The sequence below is a fragment of the Nocardia rhamnosiphila NBRC 108938 genome (genome assembly GCF_000720425.1).
GTDB classification, from domain to species: Bacteria; Actinomycetota; Actinomycetes; order Mycobacteriales; family Mycobacteriaceae; genus Nocardia; species Nocardia rhamnosiphila.
Window position 1 is genome coordinate 1 of record NZ_JOAJ01000018.1, and the last position, 17,257, is coordinate 17,257.

Here is a 17,257-nt window from a genome sequence, read left to right on the forward strand (position 1 = left end):
GGTTCGGGTTCGGGCAGCGGTTCGGGTTCGGGTTCGGGCAGCGGCAGCGGTTCGGGCTCTGGCAGTGGTTCGGGTTCGGGCAGCGGTTCGGGTTCGGGTTCGGGCAGCGGCAGCGGTTCGGGCTCTGGCAGTGGTTCGGGTTCGGGCAGCGGCTCAGGTTCGGGTTCGGGCAGCGGCAGCGGTTCGGGCTCTGGCAGCGGTTCGGGTTCCGGCAGCGGTTCGGGTTCCGGCAGCGGTTCGGGCTCTGGCAGCGGTTCGGGTTCCGGTAGCGGCAGCGGCAGCGGTAGCGGTTCGGGCAGCGGTAGCGGTTCGGGCAGTGGTAGGGGTTCGGGTTCGGGCAGCGGTTCGGGTTCCGGCTCGGGTAAGAGCAAGTGGAAGTGGGCGGCCGGTGGTGCCGTCGCGGCTGCTGGTGCTGCTTATGCATTTAGCCAGTTCGGCTCCGAAGGCGACGTTCCCGAGGTCGAGGCAAATCCCGAACAGCCGCCCGCCGACGTTCCTGGAGCCAAGGAGACGACTCCGCCGGGAACGACTCCGCCGGGAGTTACGCCTCCAGGGACGACTCCGCCGGGAACGACTCCGCCGGGGGTTACGCCTCCGGGGACGACTCCGCCGGGAACGACTCCGCCGGGAGTTACGCCTCCAGGGACGACTCCGCCGGGGGTTACGCCTCCAGGGGTTACGCCTCCGGGAACGACTCCTCCCGGCTCCGATGACGACTCCGATTCGGGTTTGTTCGGACCGGACGGCCTCGGATCGGGTGAACTCTCGGCAGACGAACTCGGTTCGGGCGACAGCAAATCGGGCGGCACCGGTACCGGTGGCGGCACCGGCGGTGGCACTGGTGGCGGCACCGGCGGTGGCACTGGTGGCGGCACCGGCGGTGGCACTGGTGGTGGCACTGGTGGTGGTGGCACCGGTGGCGGCATGGGTGGCCTCGAGAGCTTGATCCCTCTCATGGGCTTGATGGGGTCTGGTCTCCTCGGAGACCAAGGCGACAGTGGTGACGAGGACGACGAATCCGATGAGGACGAGTCCGATGAACCACCGGCTTCCGCCCCTGCCCCCAACCCGGGGCCGGTTGTTCCTCCGGGTGAAGGCCAGCCTCCGGGCGAGGGCCAGCCTCCGAGCGAAGGCCAGCCGCCCGGGGAGGGTGAGCCGCCCGCCGAGGGTGAGCCTCCAGCGGAAGGTCAGCCGCCTGGGGAAGGTGAGCCTCCGGCGGAGGGCGCGCCTCCGGGTGAGGGCCAGCCGCCTGGGGAAGGTCAGCCGCCGGGCGGGGGCCAGCCTCCCGCGAACGGCCGGCCTCCGGCGAACGGTGAGCCCCCCGCGGAAGGTGAGCCGCCGACCGAGGGCGAAGCTGCCGCGGAAGGTGAATCGCCCGAGGACGAGCCCGGCACCAGCTCGGGGCAAGGGCTGTAGGAGAAGCCCTGTGCCGCATCCGCTTTCGGCACTTGTCGGTGCGTATCGACTCGCTGCTCGTCACGTCATGAGCGCGGAGATCGGCGGAACGACTGTTGCCGCCGGGTGTCCGGAGCAGGGCGGGCGGGCGGCGCCACCGGAAGTAGGCCGGTGGCGCCGCCGGGCGGTCGGTCGGCGGCCGACCCGGTGTTGCGATAGCGCCCTGCGGCGGCTGTTTCGCCGGAGGTGCCGGCAGCGCGGTCTACCGGCACGCGTTAGGCGTCGACCGCTGAAACGGCAGTCGTCGGGCGCAGGGCCGGTCGGGAGTTCCTTGCGACGCAAGCGATCTCCGGCCGGAAGCGATGGGATCTCGATGCACCGGTGCTTGTTGCGGTGGGTCGCCCCACGGGTTCGTCATGGCGTCGTGGTGAATGATTCGTTCGTCGGCTTATGGCTGCGGTGGCGCTGTTCGACAGTCATCGAGAGTTGGATCAGCGGTGACGCCGGCGAACGTCGCCGCCGGACCCGAGTTGCCGCATGGACCTCGCCGTGGCATCGGTCGGTGCGCCCGATACCGGCCGGCGATTTCTCTTGTCACCGCGATCTTCGGACTCGGGCAGATAGGGATTCGACCATCGCTCGCCTGCGTATCGCGACGAAAAGGTGCGCGGGCTTCGCAGCCGCTCCCGGTGGACCGGTCAGCGGCGGCGTCCGGGGCAGGGCGCGGCTTTGGCGGACTTCGCCTGATCGACCTCGTCGTCGGTGAGCGCGCGGACCGGGAGTTCCTGGCGGGCCACATTGTCGGCGCGAATCCCGTTGAGCGTGATGGCCATATAGCGCCGCCAGATCTCGGGGTTGATGGGTTTGGCGAATTCGGCCAGGCCGTCGACCATATGGATCATCGCGAAAAGGTCCGACGGTTCGATATCGGGCTGTAGTACGCCGGCGTCGCGGGCCCGGTCGACGATCGCGGCCACGGCGGGTTTGATCCGGTCGCGCAGGCCGTGGAAACGTTCGGTGTCGAGGTCGAGTTCGAGGATGACCTCGCTGAATCCGCGGTTGACGGCCAGATGCCGGCAGGCGTATTCGACGAACTGGACCAGGCCGAGCCAGGGGTCGGGGTCACGTAGGCCGGCCTCGGCGTGGTCGGCGAACGCACCGAGGTTGTGTTCGAAGACCTCGGCGATGAGTTCCTTCTTGTTGGCGAAGCGGCGGTAGACCGTTCCCACGCCCACACCCGCGCGCTCGGCGACATCGTCGAGGGTGATCTCCAATCCGCGATCGGCGAACAGTTCACGGGCCGCCTCGACGATGCGTTGCTGATTGCGTGCGGCGTCGGCGCGCAGACGCCGGGGTGCGCGCAGGGTCGTGGCGTGTTTCACACCGTCAGTCTATCAACGCCGGGATTAAGCGGAGGCGCCTTCTCCGTTATTGTGTTAGCGTTCATATAAGCGGAGATACCTTCTCCGTTTTCTGATCTTCTCATCAATCCAACCTTCTCCCAAGGGGCGAGATGACTACCACGATCGATCGCGGTCCATCCGCACAGGAAATACCGTCGGGAAAGCGCGGTTCGCACGCGCTGCGGTGGTGGGTTCTCGCCGTGCTCGGCGTCGCCCAGCTCATGGTCGTCCTCGATGCGACCGTGGTGAATATCGCACTTCCCGAAGCCCAGCGTGACCTGGGGTTCGACGATGCGAGCAGGCAGTGGGTGATCACCGGCTACGCCCTCGCGTTCGGCAGCCTGCTGCTGCTCGGTGGTCGCCTCAGCGACCTGTTCGGGCGGCGTAACACCTTCATCGTCGGCCTCATCGGCTTCTCGGTGGCCTCCGCCGTCGGCGGCGCGGCCACCAACTTCGAAATGCTGGTGGCGGCCCGGGTCGGCCAGGGTGTATTCGGCGCGCTGCTCGCACCGGCCGCGCTGTCGCTGCTCACCGTGACCTTCACCGAGCCGTCGGAACGGGCCAAGGCGTTCGGAATCTTCGGCGCGGTCGCCGGCACCGGCGGCGCCATCGGCCTGCTGCTCGGCGGTGCCCTCACCGAATGGGCCTCGTGGCGCTGGGTGATGTTCGTGAACCTGGCGTTCGCGGCGGTCGCGCTGGTCGGCGCGGTACTGCTGCTGGCCCGCCATGCCGGTGGGTCGCGGCCCAAGCTTGATATCCCGGGTACCGCCGCGGTCACCGCCGCGTTGTTCAGCGTTGTCTACGGTTTCTCCCACGCCGAAAGCGACGGCTGGACGAACCCGGTCACTGTGGCGTTCCTCATCGGCGGCGCGGCGCTGCTGGCGGTGTTCGTCTGGCTGGAGACCCGGGTGGCCCATCCGCTGCTGCCGCTGCGCATCGTGCTGGACCGCACCCGTGGCGGCGCCTACCTCGCGGTGTTCGTCATGGGCATCGGCATGTTCGCGATCTTCCTGTTCTTGACCTACTACATGCAGCTGACGCTGGGTTACTCGCCGATCATGACCGGTGTGGCGTTCCTGCCGATGGTCGCCGCCATGGTCGCCTCCTCGACCACGACACCGTCGCTGCTGCTGCCCAAACTCGGGCCCAAGGTGGTCGTCAGCGGCGGGTTCGCGATCGCCGCGCTCGGCATGGCCTGGCTGACCCGTATCGGGCTGGACACCGGGTACGCCACCCATATCCTGCCGGGACTGATCCTGCTCGGGCTGGGTCTCGGTGGCGCGATGTCGACCGCGTTCCAGAGCGCGACCTCGGGTGTGCGCCACGACGATGCCGGGGTGGCGTCCGCGATGATCAACACCAGCCAGCAGGTCGGCGGATCGATCGGTACGGCACTGCTGAGCACCATCGCGGCCTCGGCCTCCAGCGATTATCTGGCGGCCCGGACCCCGGACCGGCTCACCGTCGCGCAATCGGCCATCGAGAGTTACACCACCAGCTTCACCTGGGCCGCGGGCGTGTTCGTCCTCGGCGCGGTGGTGCTCGCGGTGCTGATGCCGAGCACGCTCCCGGTACCGGCCGAAGGCGAACCGGTACTCGCGCACTGATATCCCGCGACAGAACCGCCCGCCTCCGCGATATGCGGAGGCGGGCGGTGTTGTATGGACCGACCGGCGGCGTTATCCCGTGATCAGCCGGCCGGACGGGTTGCCCGGCGAGGCCGGCGCTGGGCGCGCGCGGGATCGCTGTGCGGGGTGCGCGCGCCGTTCGTCCGAGCCGAACCGCCGGACTGTCCGGCGCCCTGCTCCGGCTGCCGCCGGGTCGGCGCGGCGGACTGCCGGGCGCTGTGACCCGCCGCGGTGGCCCGGGCCCCGGACCGTCCCGCGGCATTTCCCCGCCGCCCGGCGGATCCGCGCGCACCCGCGTGTTCGGCGGCGCCGGAGCGTTCACCCTGCCGCGACCGTTTCGCGGTGTTCTCCGCGCGGCCGCGCTCCCCACCCCGCGGGGTGGTCGTATCGCGCGCATCGGAGCGCACCCCTTCGGCATGCCCACCGGTGCCCCGGCGGCCGCGCGATCCGCGCCGGCCGTTGCGGGATCCGCCGGTGGCCCCGCGCGGGGTGGCCGGCTCCGCCGCGGCGGGTGCCGGATGGGCGGCGACGGGTTCGATGAGACCCGAGCCGTCCGACAGGTCGGCGATGATCGGGGAATCGACGGTCACCGGGCGGGGGCGCGCCTCGATCCCGGCCTTGCGCAGCAGTGCCGCCACATCCTTGCGCTGCTCGGGCAGTACCAGCGTCACCACCGTGCCCTCGGTGCCCGCGCGGGCCGTGCGGCCGGACCGGTGCAGATATGCCTTGTGTTCGGCGGGCGGATCGACGTGCACCACCAGTTCGAGATCGTCGACGTGGATACCGCGTGCGGCGATATCCGTCGCGACCATGACCTTGGCGGTACCCGCGGCGAAGGCGGCGAGGTTGCGGTCACGCGCCGGCTGGGAGAGGTTGCCGTGCAGGTCGACGGCGGCGATACCCGCGCGGCTGAGTTCCCCGGCGAGCCGGCGGGCGTGATGTTTGGTGCGCATGAACAGGATGCGGCGACCACTGCCCGCGGCGAGCGCGCGCACGAGTTCCTTCTTCGCCGCCGCCCCTTCGACCTCGAAGATGTGATGGGTCATCTTCGGCGGCGGTGCGGCGGCCTCGTCGACCGAATGCGAGATCGGCGCATGCATGAACCGGTCGACCAGTTTCCCGACGCCGTTGTCCAACGTCGCCGAGAACAGCAGGCGCTGGCCGTCGCGCGGTGTGGCCGTGAGGATCCGGATCACGCCGGGCAGGAAGCCGAGGTCGGCCATATGGTCGGCTTCGTCGAGCACCGTGATACGCACGGCGTCCAGCGACAGCGCACGCTGCTGCATCAGATCCTCGAGCCGGCCGGGGCAGGCGACGACGATATCGACTCCCTGTTTCAGGGCTTTGATCTGGCGGTTCACCGGCACGCCGCCGAAAACGGTGGTCACCCGCAGACCGCACACCTCCGCCAGCGGGGCGACGGTCGCGGCGATCTGGGTGGCGAGTTCCCGGGTGGGCGCCAGGATCAGCCCCGTGGGCCGGCCCGGGGTGCGCGGCGCGCCGGCGAGCAGCGCGACCACCGGGATGCCGAACGCCAGCGTCTTACCGCTGCCGGTCTTCCCACGGCCGAGGACATCGCGACCGGCGAGGGTGTCGGGCAGGGAGGCGTTCTGGATCGGGAAGGGTTCGGTGATACCGCTGTCCGCGAGTTTCGCGACGATATCGGCCGGAACGCCGAGGTCGGTGAACGTCTGCGCGGCAGCAGTGTTGGCAAGCATGAAGGTATGAGCGCCTTTCGGCATCGGAGGTGATACCGCGACGTCCGTTCGGACCGTCTGTCCGCGCCTACTCGAGGTGGCGGTGTCGCGGGTCCCGACGCGAAAGGGCTGGTGATCCGCGACGGAGAGTACATGTGTGCGCATCGGGCGCGGGTACTGAAGCGATCCTACCGTACCGCCCGTTTCGTTCCGGACCGGTGATCGACGGCACGGTGTGACGCATCTCCACCCGGCGCCGCGGGTGCATGTCACCCGGTGCGGCGGATTGCCGCGAGCACCGTGTCCACCGAGTGGCCGGCCAGTTCATCGGAGAGCGGCAGATGTCGGAACAGTGCCCGGAAGTAGATCGGCGCGGCGACCGCGTCGAGTACGAAATCGATATCGGTGCCCGGGTCGATCTCGCCGCGGTCGATCGCGGCGCGCAGGGCGCGGGCCGTGGTCTCGCGGCGCGGGCCGAACACGGTGGACCACAGCTGTTCGCGCAGTTCCGGATCGGCGGCGAGGTCGGCGACCAGGGCGGGTAACACGCGGCCCAGCGAGGTATCGCGCAGGGCGGTCACCAATTCCCGCATGGAGTGGGTCAGATCGGCGCGGAGCTCGCCGGTGTCCGGGGTCGGTTCGAGTCCGAGCAGATCGGCCACCACCGCGGCCACCAGATGTCGTTTGGACGGCCAGCGCCGATAGATCGCCGGGCGATGGATACCGGCGCTCGCGGCGACCTGGCCGATGGTGAGGCCCGCGTACCCCTTGGCGTCGAGCAGGGTTCGCGCGGCCGCCAGGACGGCGATGTCGATTCGTTCGTCGCGGGTGCGTCCCGGCATCAGAACACCGGCCGGGGGACGAGTACGACCTGCCAGCCGTCCGGGTCCGGGAACGCCAGGGCTCCGTGGGCGGCCCAGTAGGGGTTCTCGGTGGGGACCGGTTCGGCGCCGAATTCGCCGAGTCGTCGGACTGTCTCGAACATCCGCGCCTCCGATTGGAAGTACAGCACCAGCAAATTCTCGTTGCTCGGCGCGTCACCGGGGCTGCCGTCGGTGTGGGTGGTGAATTCGAGGTGGTAGCCGGTGCCGGGGAGGCCGAGCATCACCCCGTCGTAGCCGGCGTGATTCGCGAACCGGTAGAGCTCGCGCAGGCCGATCCCTTCGACGTAGAAGCGGATCACCTCATCGAGCCGGTCGGTGGGGCGGGCGAATCTGACCTGGGCCACTCCCAGGTTGCCGGGCCAGGCGTCGTCAGCGGCGGTCATGAGGATAACAGTACAGTACGTACCGTATCGTATTGCGGTCCAGTGGTCCGCCGGTTTCGGGCGTGGGGTGTGTGGCCGCGCGGTTCATCGGTCCGGACCGATGAAAAATCATAGTTCGCCGCTATTTTCGGAATCCCATGGTCGAGCACCGGAAATTCGAATCGCGCACCGGCGGGCAGAACAATCCGCCGCGGCGCTCCAATTCCATCACCCCGCCCGGCGTGGTATATCTCTGCTGCGGCGCCCGGCCGGGCTCCGTCGAGTTACGTCGAAGAAGAGTGTGCGCGTGTCCAATCCAACCGAACCCACTCGCGGGCCGAACCCGCGCTCCCATTCGCCGGCGACCGGCACCGCGGCCCCCAAGAGTGCCCGGGACGCCGAACGCGGGGTAATGCTCGTCTCGGGGGCGGGTATCGCGCTGGCCGTCGTCGGATTGGTGGTCACCCTCCTCGTCGGGTCCGGTTCCACGGACGCGGAAGCCGATAGCGCACAGGCGATTACGACGAGCGAGAGTGCGGCACCGCCCACGGCGCCGGCACCGGCTCCCGCGCCGCTGCCCAAGCGGTACCTGGCCGATATGTCGCCCACCACCGGGACCGCGTATACCGGCACGATATCGGTCAACGGCGTCTCCTACCCGCATTCGATCTATCAGCAGTTCAGCGGCTGCGATACCGAGGTGGGCCACACCTACACCCTGAATCGGGAATGGTCGCGGTTCAGCTCGACTATCGGTATCGCCGACGGCGGCAATTCCCAATCGGTGCTCCAGTTCGAGGTGATCGCCGACGGAAAATCGATCTATTCCTCCGGCAACGTTCCGGTGGGGCAATCGCCGACGGTGGATGTGCCGGTCGCGGGTGTCCAGAACCTCACGATCAGTTTCCTGTTCGTCGGCGGGAATATGGAGAGCTGCAGTCAGGCGGGTAACGGCGTGTGGGGTGACGCGGGGCTCACGAAGTAGGCGACCCGGGTGGCCCGCTCGGTGCCCGGGTCATCGCAGCCCGGCGGCCGGGCGGCTGCCGTCCGGACCCCGGTATGGGGAAGCCGGGCCGGGCGCCGACGGTCGCGGGCGGGAATCGGACAGTTCGTTTCGGCGACCGGCGCTGCGAAACCTGCCTACGATGCGGTGGTCCCCATCGCACCGGGCCCCGGTCGGGCCCATATCGCAGCCGGAGGACCGAGTTGTTGCGCCGGGTTCTCGCCGAGATGCACAGGCCGCGCATGCGGCCGTAGTCGGTTTCGGGCGTGCCTCCGAGCAACCCCTTCGGAAGACGAGTGATGCTCTCGATCTGGCGGCCGACACGCTGGAAGGCAGCGCACGCGGGATCCCGGGCGGTGGACCCGGACGGCAGGATGACGGTCTGGAGGGGGCGCCCGGCCGGGGCTCGCCGGAATCCACCCCGGGAACCGCGGACCCGGCCCTGATCGTCGCCGATGAACTGCATCGGATCCATCTGTCGGGGGCCCGGGCGATGTGGACCAACTTCCTGCCCCGGTTCATTTCCAACCGGAAGTTCGAGCAGTGGATCACCGCGCGGACCGAGGGTCCGCTGCCGCGGCTCGACGCCGGGTCCGGTTGGAATTGCTGGGAGATGATCCTGTGGGTGGCGGCGGACAAGGGCGTGCTGACGCATGCGCAGATCCGGAAACAGTACGCGTCGATCCTGGGCCGGAGGGCCCAGCGGAATCGGCAGCAGGGGTTCCTACCGCAGGAGTTTCCGAAGCAGATGCGGAAGACGATGCTGCCGCACGGAACGCAGGACCTCGACATGAGCGACCCCGACGGCCCACGGCCCGGACGCAGCGATCTGCTCGTCTGGCACGGGCTGGGTGAAGGCAACGCTCAGCGGGACCCGGAGGTGTACTCGTTCTGGCCGCCGCCCACCGGGCCGCTGGTGCCCGGGACGGTGACAGACGCGGTACAGATCACCACCGTCAACGCGTTGACGCCTTATGCCGACGGCCAGGGCATTCCCGCACAACCGATCCGGTACGGGCGAGGTCCCTGGTAGCCGCGGAAGGGTGCGGCCCGGTCAGCGCGGGGAGTAGGTCTTGCAGTGGGCCGTGTGGTCGGTGCTGCCCGGGCCGACCCGGATTTCGCCGGCGGTGCATTCGAGGTCGGTGTTGTGGGCGCAGTCGGTGCGCTGGCAGGCGCCGACCATGCTGGTGACGGTGTCGAGGCCGCCCTTGGTCGCCAGCGGTATGAAGGTGCCGCAGTCGGCGCTGCCGTTGTGCCCGGTGACGTTGATCGCGTACGCGTGGCATCCGTCGTGGTTGTACGAGCAGCTGTTCACTGTGCATTCGCTGACATGCGGCATTTCCATGGTGGTCATATGCTGCGTCCTCCGGAAGTGTTCGGGAGCCTTGCTCATGCGGATGTCGCCGTAGACCGTTTGTTGTGGGCCGAAGTCCTCATTATCGCGCTCTTTGCGCGGTTCGTGCGGTGCATTCGGGGGCGGCGGCAGAACGTAGCGAAATGGTTGCCGAAGGGGATGCGCCCTGTTGCCGGACGATTATGTGAACGGCATTTACTAAAACCTGTTCACAAAATGGGTGTGGTGTGGTTCACTCCTCGGGAGAGGGTTCCTGCGAGGGGATGCGATACGTCCGCCGTCGCTGCGGCCTCCGCGAACCCCATGTATCAGCTTCATAAGGAGACACAGTGATGCGATACCTCCGCCTTCGCTGCGGCCTCCGCGAACCGCATGTATCAGCTTCATAAGGAGGCACAGTGACTACTGGTCTGTCCCATGACTTCGATTTCACCGATCCCGACCTCTTGGCGGCGCGGCTGCCCATCGAGGAATGGGCCGAACTGCGCCGGACCGCGCCCGTGTGGTGGGTCGATCAGCCGAACGGGGTGAGCGGGTTCGACGACGGCGGCTACTGGGTGGTCAGCAAACTCGAACACATCAAGGAGATCTCGAAGAACTCCGAGGTCTTCTCCACTCACGCCAATACCGCGGTGATCCGCTTCAACGGCGATATCGCCCGCGAGGAGATCGATATCCAGCGCGCGATGCTGGTCAACACCGACCCGCCCGAGCACGACAAACTGCGCCGCATCATCTCCCGCGGCTTCACCCCGCGCGCCGTGCAGAGCCTGCGCGACGCCCTGCACGAGCGGGCCGAACGGATCGTGCACGAGGCCAAGCGGACCGGTGGCGGCGACTTCGTCCAGCAGGTCGCGTGTGAGCTGCCGCTCCAGGCCATCGCCGAACTGCTCGGGGTACCGCAGGAGGACCGGGGCAAGCTGTTCGAGTGGTCGAACCAGATGATGGGCTATGACGACCCCGAATACGCCGACAGCTACAAGATGGCCAATGCGCAGGTGATGGGGTACGCCTGGAACCTGGCCGAAGAACGCCGCGGCTGCCCGGCCGACGACATCATCAGCCAGCTGCTCAGCGCCGATATCGACGGCGAGGCGCTCAGTTCGGAGGAATTCGCCTGGTTCGTCATCCTGCTGGCGGTGGCCGGTAACGAAACCACCCGTAATGCCACCACCCACGGTATGAAGGCTTTCGTGGACAATCCGGAACAGTGGGAGCTGTACCGGGCCGAGCGTCCGCGCACCGCACCCGACGAGATCGTGCGCTGGGCCACCCCGGTCATCGCGTTCCAGCGGACCACTCTGCAGGACACGGAGATCGGCGGGCAGGCCATCGCCAAGGGGCAGCGGGTGGGCCTGTTCTACGCGTCGGCCAACTTCGACGAGGACCACTTCACCAAGCCGTTCGAATTCGATGTCACCCGCAACCCGAACCCGCACGTCGGCTTCGGCGGCACCGGTACCCACTACTGCGTCGGCGCCAACCTGGCCCGCCTGCAACTGGACCTGATCTTCAACGCCATCGCCGACGTGATGCCGAACCTGCGTCAGGTCGCCGAACCCGTTCGGCTACGGTCGGGTTGGCTGAACGGAATCAAGAACTGGCAGGTCGCATACGAATGACACAACCCGCCCGGCGGGGCCGGATGCCCGCGGTCAGTGACGCGGACATCCGGCGCGTGGCTGTGGAGCTACTGGTCACACAGGGAGCGGAGGCGCTGACCCTGCGTGCCATCGCGCGGGAACTCGGGATCACCGCGCCCGCCCTCTACCGCTACTACCCGTCCCGCGAGGAGCTGCTGGTCGCGTTACGGCGCGATATCTGTATCAGGCTGGCCGAGGACCTCGGGGCGCAGGTGGCCGAACTACCGGACGACGGGGTGGTCCGGTTGTTCGCCATCTGCCGGGCGTTCCGGCGCTGGGCGCTCGCCCACCGCAACGAATTCACCCTGGTGTTCGCCTCGCCGGCGGCCGGTGGCCCGGGTACCGTGCGGCGGTTCGACGAAGCGTTCGGACTCGTGTTCCTGGAGGCCGCGGGCAAGTTGCTCGCGGCCTACGACCTGGCGACTCCGCCGACCGAATCGATTCCCGAGGCGCTGCGTACCGATCTGATCGCGTTCCAGAACGAGCTGCTGGGGCTGCTCGCCGGATCGGAGCAGAAGTTCCCGGCCGAGAAATTCGACCTCGGGGTGGCGTATCTGATGATGACGGTCTGGGTCCGGCTCTACGGCCACGTCACGCTGGAAGTGTTCGGCAATTACCCGATGCCGGTGAGCGACCCGGATGTGCTGTTCGACGCGGTACTCACCGACCTCGCCGCCGGGATGGGGCTCACCACCGGCGAGGCGGGATAGGCCGGTGCGCCCGGTCAGGCCATTTCCGGGACCCGCAGATGGGCGAGTGCCAGTTCGAACTCCCGCACATCGAGAGCTTCGACACCGGTCCGCCGGGCCGCGTCGACCCGCAGCGCCGCCGACTGCTCACGGCCGGTTCGCATCGCCGCGGCGCTGTCGTAACTGGTGCACGAGACGGCGCGGCCGGACTTCCGGTTGACCATCAGACTCGCGCTGCAGAAGCCCTCCAGGTCCTCCATGGCGGGCAAGGTATCGGATTTGTAGATCTCGACGGCCGAATCGAGGCGGCTCGGATCGGTTTTCACCCAGGTCGCGCGCACGCATGCGCCCTCGTCCGCGTGATGCGCCCGATGCAGACCCGCGATCTCCCATTCCTCGACCTGGGCGCTGCCGACGAATATCGCGAGGGCGCGGTCACGAATCGGACCGACCTGGTCCCGGCTGCGGTGCATCGCGTCCTCGGACTCCCACGCACTGGTGGCGATACAGTGCCCGTTGTCCCGGTCGACCAGCAGCGACAGCCCGATACACCCGGGGATTTCCCGTAAGGCGGGCAGCACGACATCGCGCATATGCGAGATACCGGCGTCGATAGCGGAGGGTTGCGCCTGAATAGTGGTGGATCGCGCGAACACGAGCGACCCCCTCTCTGCTCGAGGCGGCGCCCCGGTGGCGCCACCGGTGTCCCCAACCCTGCTCTCCCGTCGCCGCGGTGGCAAGAGGGTGGCCCCTCGCCACCGCGCACCGTGCCGCGGGCGATCGGGCTTTCGCGCGGACGCCGCCCGGCTACACTGATCACCCGTATCACCTGTGCGGCGCTGCGCGTGTGCGCGCCGAACTGCTCGAATTCGTGAAAGACCGAACGAGACGGGACAGGGACCGATGACCATCATTCGCATGCTGCGTACCGCTCTGCTGAGCCTGATCCTCGCCCTCGTCACGACGGCCGCCGTCGCGCTGCCCGCCTGGGCCGCGCCGCGGCCCACCGTGGTCCTGGTGCACGGTGCGTTCGCCGACCCGACCAGTTGGAACGGGGTCGCCGCGCGACTGCGCGGGCAGGGTTACGAGGTGCTGACTCCGGTGAACCCGCTGCGCGGCCCGGCGTACGATTCCGCCGCCGTCCAGCACACCCTCGACACCGTCGACGGGCCCATCGTGCTGGTCGGACACTCCTACGGCGGGACCGTGATCAGCAATGTGCACGACCCCGATGTCGTCTCCATGGTCTACGTCGCGGCCTTCGCACCCACTCAGGGTGAATTCGCGCAGCAGGCATTGGACCCGGTGCGGTTCCCGGGTAGTCGGCTGCTGCCCCCGGCACTGCAGGTGAAGGTTGTCGACGATCCGCAGGGCATCGCGGGACGCAATCTCGACGGCTACGTGGCCCCCGAATACTTCCACGATGTCTTCGCGCAGGATGTCGACGACGCCACCGCCGCCGATATGCTCGCCCACCAGCAATCGATCGCCCTGGCCGCCAATCTGGAACCCTCCGGAGGGCCGTCGTGGTCGGGTGAGCGCACCTGGTACCTGGTCTCCGCGCAGGACCGGGTCATCCCGCCGGCCTCGCAGCGTTTCATGGCCGGCCGGATGGGCGCCCAGACCAGCGAACTCGACGCGTCGCATGCCTCGCTGGTCTCGCAGCCGGACCCGGTGACCGCGGCGATCGTGACCGCGGCGGGCTGATCTCCCGGATCGGGCGGTCCGGACAGCGCCGCCCGGTCCGGCGCTCAGACCAGCTGATCCACTACCGTCGGGGCCAGGCCCAGCGCGGTGGTCATACCGATCCCGGAGGTCACCGAGACGACGCGGATACCGGATGCGGGCGCGGCCACGACGAAATCCGTATGTGGCGAATCCGCGTAGATTCCGCGCCAGCGCCGTCGCACCGACAGCTCTCCGGCCGAGAAGAGCCGGGCGCCTTCGCGCAGCACCAGATCCGCGATGCCCTCCTCGTCGAAGGGCAGGTGGGTGCGGGCGTAGTGATGGGTGTCGCCGAGGATCACCGAACCATCGGGACGCTGGGTGAGCATCAGGTTCATCACGGCGTCCAGAGTTTCGGGCGCCCGGTCGGTGATCTCGCGCCGTACCGCGGCGGCGGAGGCGGTGGCGGCCAGACCGCCGTAGCGCAGCATGGAGTAGCCGGTGAGGATCGCCGGTTCGATGCGGATAGCACCGGGCGGCGCCACCTCCAGCATCTGGAGCCGGCAGCGGCGCACGCCGTTCTCTTCGGCGATCACCGGGAAGAGGCGGTCGATATCGTGGCCGGCCGCGTGCACGATCGCGGTCGCGGCCAGATCGCCGCGCGCGGTGTGCACGACACCGTCGGACACGGCGCCCACCTGGGTGTTCCAGACGAATTCGACGCCGAGCGACGCCAGCCGGGCGGCCAGGGCCGGGATCGCGGCGCGGGGATCGACCCGCAGGTCGAGCGGCAGATGGGCGCCGCCGGCGATATCGCTGCCGGGGTCGCCGGCCGGCGGGAAGAGCCGAGCCGTCCCGGCGCGGTCGAGTAGCCGTACCTGCTCGGTGCCGCGCTCGGCCGCGAACTCCTCCAGGACCCCGAGCTCGGCGGCGGTCCGGGCCACCACCACGGTGCCGGCCCGGCTGATCTCGAATCCCGCTTGCTCGGCGAGCCGCAGCCACTGCTCCCGGGCGGTCCAGGCGTAGTCGAGTGCGCGGCCGGTCTGCGGGGTTGTGCAGATATGGCCGAAATTGCGGATCGAGGCGCCGACGGCGCGTGCGTCGCGTTCGACGACCGCCACTCGCATCCCCCGCTCCGCGGCATCGACCGCATGCGCGAGGCCGACGATGCCGGCGCCGACGACGGCGAGGTCGACCGCACGGGTCGGCAGGGCGGGTGATCCGAGGTCGGTGCTGAGAGCCATGGCCGGAATGCTCGCAAGCCGCCGTGGCTACCGACAAGACGGTCGCACAACTTGTATATATAAGTTCACCGGAAGTTTTTGCAGCTACCAGAGGATCATCTCTATCTTTTTGGTCGAAAGGAAACTACTTATTCGATCAACTTGCGGCCGATGATCGGATCGAGGGGACGATGTGGCCAGGAAACGTAGCGCGCAAGCCCGGTCCTTCCGGGCCGGGGCAGCGCATCGAATGTGTCGGTGGTCGACAGTAGGTTCGGATTGTGCAGCTTCGGTACAACTACCGCGTCTATCCGACGCCCGGCCAACAGGTGTCGTTGGCTCGCGCGTTCGGGTGTGCGCGGGTGGTGTACAACGACGCGCTCCGCGCCCGCCGGGACGCGTACGTGTCCGGGGAGAAGATCTCCGACACCGAAGTGCAGCGTCGTGTCGTCACCGAAGCCAAACGCACGCCGGAACGTGCCTGGTTGGGCGAAGTGGCCTCGGTCGCTTTGGTGCAGGCATGTCAGGACGCGCGTACCGCGTATCGGAACTGGTTCGACTCGATATCCGGCAAACGCAAGGGCCGCAGGATCGGAGCGCCTCGGTTCCGGTCCCGCAAGGACAACCGGCAAGCTATCCGCCTCACCCGCAACGGGTTCACGTTGCGGGAAAACGGACGCTTGTACGCGGCGAAGATCGGGGAACTCGAGGTTCGGTGGTCGAGGGAACTGCCCTCGGTGCCGTCGTCGGTCACCCTGATCAAGGACGCGGCCGGACGCTACTTCGTGTCGTTCGTGGTCCAGGTCGACGAGCGGCCGTTGTCGCTTGTCGAGTCCGAGGTGGGTATCGACCTCGGGCTCACCACGTTTGCTGTCCTGTCGAGCGGCAAGATCATCGCCTCGCCGCGATTCCTGCGGCAGGCCGAACGCCGGTTGCGGAAGGCGCAGCAGAGTCTTTCTCGCAAGGAGAAGGGTTCGAAGAATCGCGTCAAGGCCCCTGTGCGGGTGGCGAAGGCTCATGCCAGGGTCGCGGACACGCGGCGGGACTGGGCGCACAAGCATTCCACGGCGATCATTCGCGACAACCAAGCGGTGTTCGTCGAGGACTTGTGCGTGTCGGGTCTTGCTCGGACGCGGTTGGCGAAGTCGGTCCACGATGCCGGGTGGGGCATGTTCACTCGCATGCTGGAAGAGAAAGCCGCCCGGTACGGGCGGACCTTCGCCAAGGTGGATCGCTGGTTCCCCTCCACCCGCATGTGCTCGGTCTGCTGGGTCTTGAGTGGGAAGAAACCCCTGCACGTCCGGAAATGGACATGTACGTGCGGAACCGTTCACGACCGCGATCTCAACGCGGCCGAGAACATACTCGCGGCCGGACGGGCCGAGAGGGTAAACGCCTGCGGAGGGGCGGTAAGTCCCGCCGCTTAGCGGAAGGCTCGCCCCTGTGAAACAGGAACCCACCGGAGAACCGCAAGGTTCGGGAGGAGTCCCGGTCGTTCACGGCCTGGAGGACGTCAAACCGCTGCATGCTCGTGTCTCCGCCACGCTGCGAGATCGGATCTGCCGCGGCGAACTCGTGGCCGGTTCCTCCCTGCCCTCGGAAGCCGAGCTGTGCCAGGAGTTCGGCGCCTCCCGGGGCACGGTGCGCAGTGCCCTCGCGACGCTGCGGCACGAAGGACTCATCGGCGGCGGGCAGGGCCGCCGGCCCGTGGTGCGCGATACCGCGGTCGGGCAGCCCTTCGAAACGCTGCTCTCCTTCACCGCCTGGGCCGAACGGATCGGCCGGACACCCGGCCAGCGCACCGTGGAGATCGCCCGCCGCGGTGCTTCGGCCACCGCGGCGGCGGCCCTGCGGATGGAGGAGGGGGCGCCGGTGATCGAGGTGCTGCGGCTGCGGCTGCTCGACGGTGTGCCGGTGATGGTGGAACGCGCCGCCTTCGTCGAGCACGTCGGGCGGCTGCTGTTCGATTTCGATCCGGATACCGCGTCGATCTACGCCCACCTCGCCGACCGCGGTGTGGATCTGCAATCGGCCCGGCACACCATCGACGCGGTCGGCGCGGACGAGACCGACGCGGCGCTGCTGGGGGTTGCCCCGGGGACCCCGCTGCTCCGGGAACGGCGGCACACCTCGTCCGCGGCCGGAGTCCCGCTCGAATACGGCGAGGACCGCTACCGGCCGGACCGGGTGACCTTCACCATCGACAACGCCCGGCCGGCCGCGGCGGGCGCCGGGCAGGACCTCCGGGTTCGCAAACACGCCGCAGGGTGAGATCACCGCCCGGACGACCGAGTGGAATTACGTTCCGGCG

16 protein-coding genes are annotated in these 17,257 nt (G+C 68.5%); 8 read left to right on the forward strand and 8 right to left on the reverse strand.

Annotated features, from left to right (window positions below; genetic code table 11):
- Both IG75_RS37690 and IG75_RS0135020 read right to left on the reverse strand, forming a co-directional pair.
- Positions 1-371, reverse strand: a 371-nt coding sequence (locus tag IG75_RS37690; protein WP_030526097.1) for a hypothetical protein, incomplete at its 3' end; no start/stop codon positions are given.
- 1,722 nt (positions 372-2,093) lie between these two features.
- Positions 2,094-2,777, reverse strand: a complete 684-nt coding sequence (locus IG75_RS0135020; protein WP_030525673.1) for a TetR/AcrR family transcriptional regulator — start codon at positions 2,775-2,777, stop codon at positions 2,094-2,096.
- 131 nt (positions 2,778-2,908) lie between these two features.
- Between IG75_RS0135020 and IG75_RS0135025 the strand changes: the two genes are divergently transcribed.
- Complete coding sequence (locus IG75_RS0135025; protein ID WP_030525672.1) at positions 2,909-4,405, forward strand: MFS transporter; 1,497 nt, start codon at positions 2,909-2,911, stop codon at positions 4,403-4,405.
- 83 nt (positions 4,406-4,488) lie between these two features.
- On the opposite strand, the gene IG75_RS0135030 is transcribed toward IG75_RS0135025, so the two are convergent.
- The 3 genes from IG75_RS0135030 to IG75_RS0135040 all read right to left on the reverse strand — a co-directional run bounded on the left by IG75_RS0135030 (position 4,489) and on the right by IG75_RS0135040 (position 7,390).
- Positions 4,489-6,144: a DEAD/DEAH box helicase gene (locus IG75_RS0135030; RefSeq protein WP_030525671.1), complete on the reverse strand. Its 1,656-nt coding sequence runs from the start codon at positions 6,142-6,144 to the stop codon at positions 4,489-4,491.
- 248 nt (positions 6,145-6,392) lie between these two features.
- Positions 6,393-6,965, reverse strand: a complete 573-nt coding sequence (locus IG75_RS0135035; protein WP_030525670.1) for a TetR/AcrR family transcriptional regulator — start codon at positions 6,963-6,965, stop codon at positions 6,393-6,395.
- On the reverse strand, positions 6,965-7,390 hold the full coding sequence (locus tag IG75_RS0135040; protein WP_030525669.1) for a VOC family protein: 426 nt from the start codon (positions 7,388-7,390) through the stop codon (positions 6,965-6,967). Before IG75_RS0135040 ends, IG75_RS0135035 begins: the two co-directional genes overlap by 1 nt.
- Before the next feature lie 286 nt (positions 7,391-7,676).
- On the opposite strand from IG75_RS0135040, the gene IG75_RS0135045 reads away from it, so the two are divergent.
- Positions 7,677-8,354: an NPCBM/NEW2 domain-containing protein gene (locus IG75_RS0135045; protein ID WP_030525668.1), complete on the forward strand. Its 678-nt coding sequence runs from the start codon at positions 7,677-7,679 to the stop codon at positions 8,352-8,354.
- 160 nt (positions 8,355-8,514) lie between these two features.
- Positions 8,515-9,405 (forward strand): hypothetical protein, encoded by an 891-nt coding sequence (locus IG75_RS0135050; protein WP_030525667.1) that lies wholly within the window; start codon positions 8,515-8,517, stop codon positions 9,403-9,405.
- Positions 9,406-9,426: 21 nt separating this feature from the next.
- Here IG75_RS0135050 and IG75_RS0135055 read toward each other — a convergent pair whose 3' ends face one another.
- On the reverse strand, positions 9,427-9,726 hold the full coding sequence (locus tag IG75_RS0135055) for a DUF1540 domain-containing protein (protein WP_030525666.1): 300 nt from the start codon (positions 9,724-9,726) through the stop codon (positions 9,427-9,429).
- Positions 9,727-10,124: 398 nt separating this feature from the next.
- On the opposite strand from IG75_RS0135055, the gene IG75_RS0135060 reads away from it, so the two are divergent.
- Together IG75_RS0135060 and IG75_RS0135065 are read left to right on the forward strand one after the other, a co-directional pair.
- The gene (locus tag IG75_RS0135060) at positions 10,125-11,348 is read left to right on the forward strand and encodes a cytochrome P450 (RefSeq protein ID WP_030525665.1); all 1,224 of its coding nucleotides are present in this window, start codon (positions 10,125-10,127) and stop codon (positions 11,346-11,348) included.
- Complete coding sequence (locus tag IG75_RS0135065; protein ID WP_030525664.1) at positions 11,345-12,079, forward strand: TetR/AcrR family transcriptional regulator; 735 nt, start codon at positions 11,345-11,347, stop codon at positions 12,077-12,079. Before IG75_RS0135060 ends, IG75_RS0135065 begins: the two co-directional genes overlap by 4 nt.
- 14 nt (positions 12,080-12,093) lie before the next feature.
- Here the strand turns inward: IG75_RS0135065 and IG75_RS0135070 are convergent, their stop codons facing one another.
- Positions 12,094-12,714 carry an antibiotic biosynthesis monooxygenase gene (locus tag IG75_RS0135070; protein WP_030525663.1) on the reverse strand — a complete coding sequence of 207 codons (621 nt, stop codon included), beginning with the start codon at positions 12,712-12,714 and terminating at the stop codon, positions 12,094-12,096.
- 247 nt (positions 12,715-12,961) lie between these two features.
- On the opposite strand from IG75_RS0135070, the gene IG75_RS0135075 reads away from it, so the two are divergent.
- Entirely contained in the window at positions 12,962-13,765 is an 804-nt protein-coding gene (locus tag IG75_RS0135075; protein WP_030525662.1) for an alpha/beta hydrolase, read from the forward strand.
- Between the two features lie 44 nt (positions 13,766-13,809).
- Here IG75_RS0135075 and IG75_RS0135080 read toward each other — a convergent pair whose 3' ends face one another.
- Entirely contained in the window at positions 13,810-14,967 is a 1,158-nt protein-coding gene (locus IG75_RS0135080; protein ID WP_051715591.1) for a TIGR03364 family FAD-dependent oxidoreductase, read from the reverse strand.
- Positions 14,968-15,227: 260 nt separating this feature from the next.
- Here IG75_RS0135080 and IG75_RS0135085 point away from each other — a divergent pair, with 260 nt between their 5' ends.
- Both IG75_RS0135085 and IG75_RS0135090 read left to right on the forward strand, forming a co-directional pair.
- On the forward strand, positions 15,228-16,373 hold the full coding sequence (locus tag IG75_RS0135085) for an RNA-guided endonuclease InsQ/TnpB family protein (RefSeq protein WP_030525660.1): 1,146 nt from the start codon (positions 15,228-15,230) through the stop codon (positions 16,371-16,373).
- Positions 16,374-16,389: 16 nt separating this feature from the next.
- A complete protein-coding gene (locus tag IG75_RS0135090) occupies positions 16,390-17,217 on the forward strand; it encodes a GntR family transcriptional regulator (RefSeq protein WP_307689559.1) in 828 nt (275 codons plus the stop codon).
- Positions 17,218-17,257: the final 40 nt, after the last annotated feature.

Bases quoted from the DNA above. Each gene is read 5' to 3' on its own strand.
- IG75_RS0135035 (WP_030525670.1), bottom strand. From the start codon at position 6,965: ATGCCGGGACGCACCCGCGACGAACGAATCGACATCGCCGTCCTGGCG.
- IG75_RS0135065 (WP_030525664.1), top strand. From the start codon at position 11,345: ATGACACAACCCGCCCGGCGGGGCCGGATGCCCGCGGTCAGTGACGCG.
- IG75_RS0135080 (WP_051715591.1), bottom strand. From the start codon at position 14,967: ATGGCTCTCAGCACCGACCTCGGATCACCCGCCCTGCCGACCCGTGCG.
- IG75_RS0135030 (WP_030525671.1), bottom strand. From the start codon at position 6,144: ATGCTTGCCAACACTGCTGCCGCGCAGACGTTCACCGACCTCGGCGTT.
- IG75_RS0135040 (WP_030525669.1), bottom strand. From the start codon at position 7,390: ATGACCGCCGCTGACGACGCCTGGCCCGGCAACCTGGGAGTGGCCCAG.
- IG75_RS0135025 (WP_030525672.1), top strand. From the start codon at position 2,909: ATGACTACCACGATCGATCGCGGTCCATCCGCACAGGAAATACCGTCG.
- IG75_RS0135055 (WP_030525666.1), bottom strand. From the start codon at position 9,726: ATGACCACCATGGAAATGCCGCATGTCAGCGAATGCACAGTGAACAGC.
- IG75_RS0135075 (WP_030525662.1), top strand. From the start codon at position 12,962: ATGACCATCATTCGCATGCTGCGTACCGCTCTGCTGAGCCTGATCCTC.
- IG75_RS0135050 (WP_030525667.1), top strand. From the start codon at position 8,515: ATGCGGTGGTCCCCATCGCACCGGGCCCCGGTCGGGCCCATATCGCAG.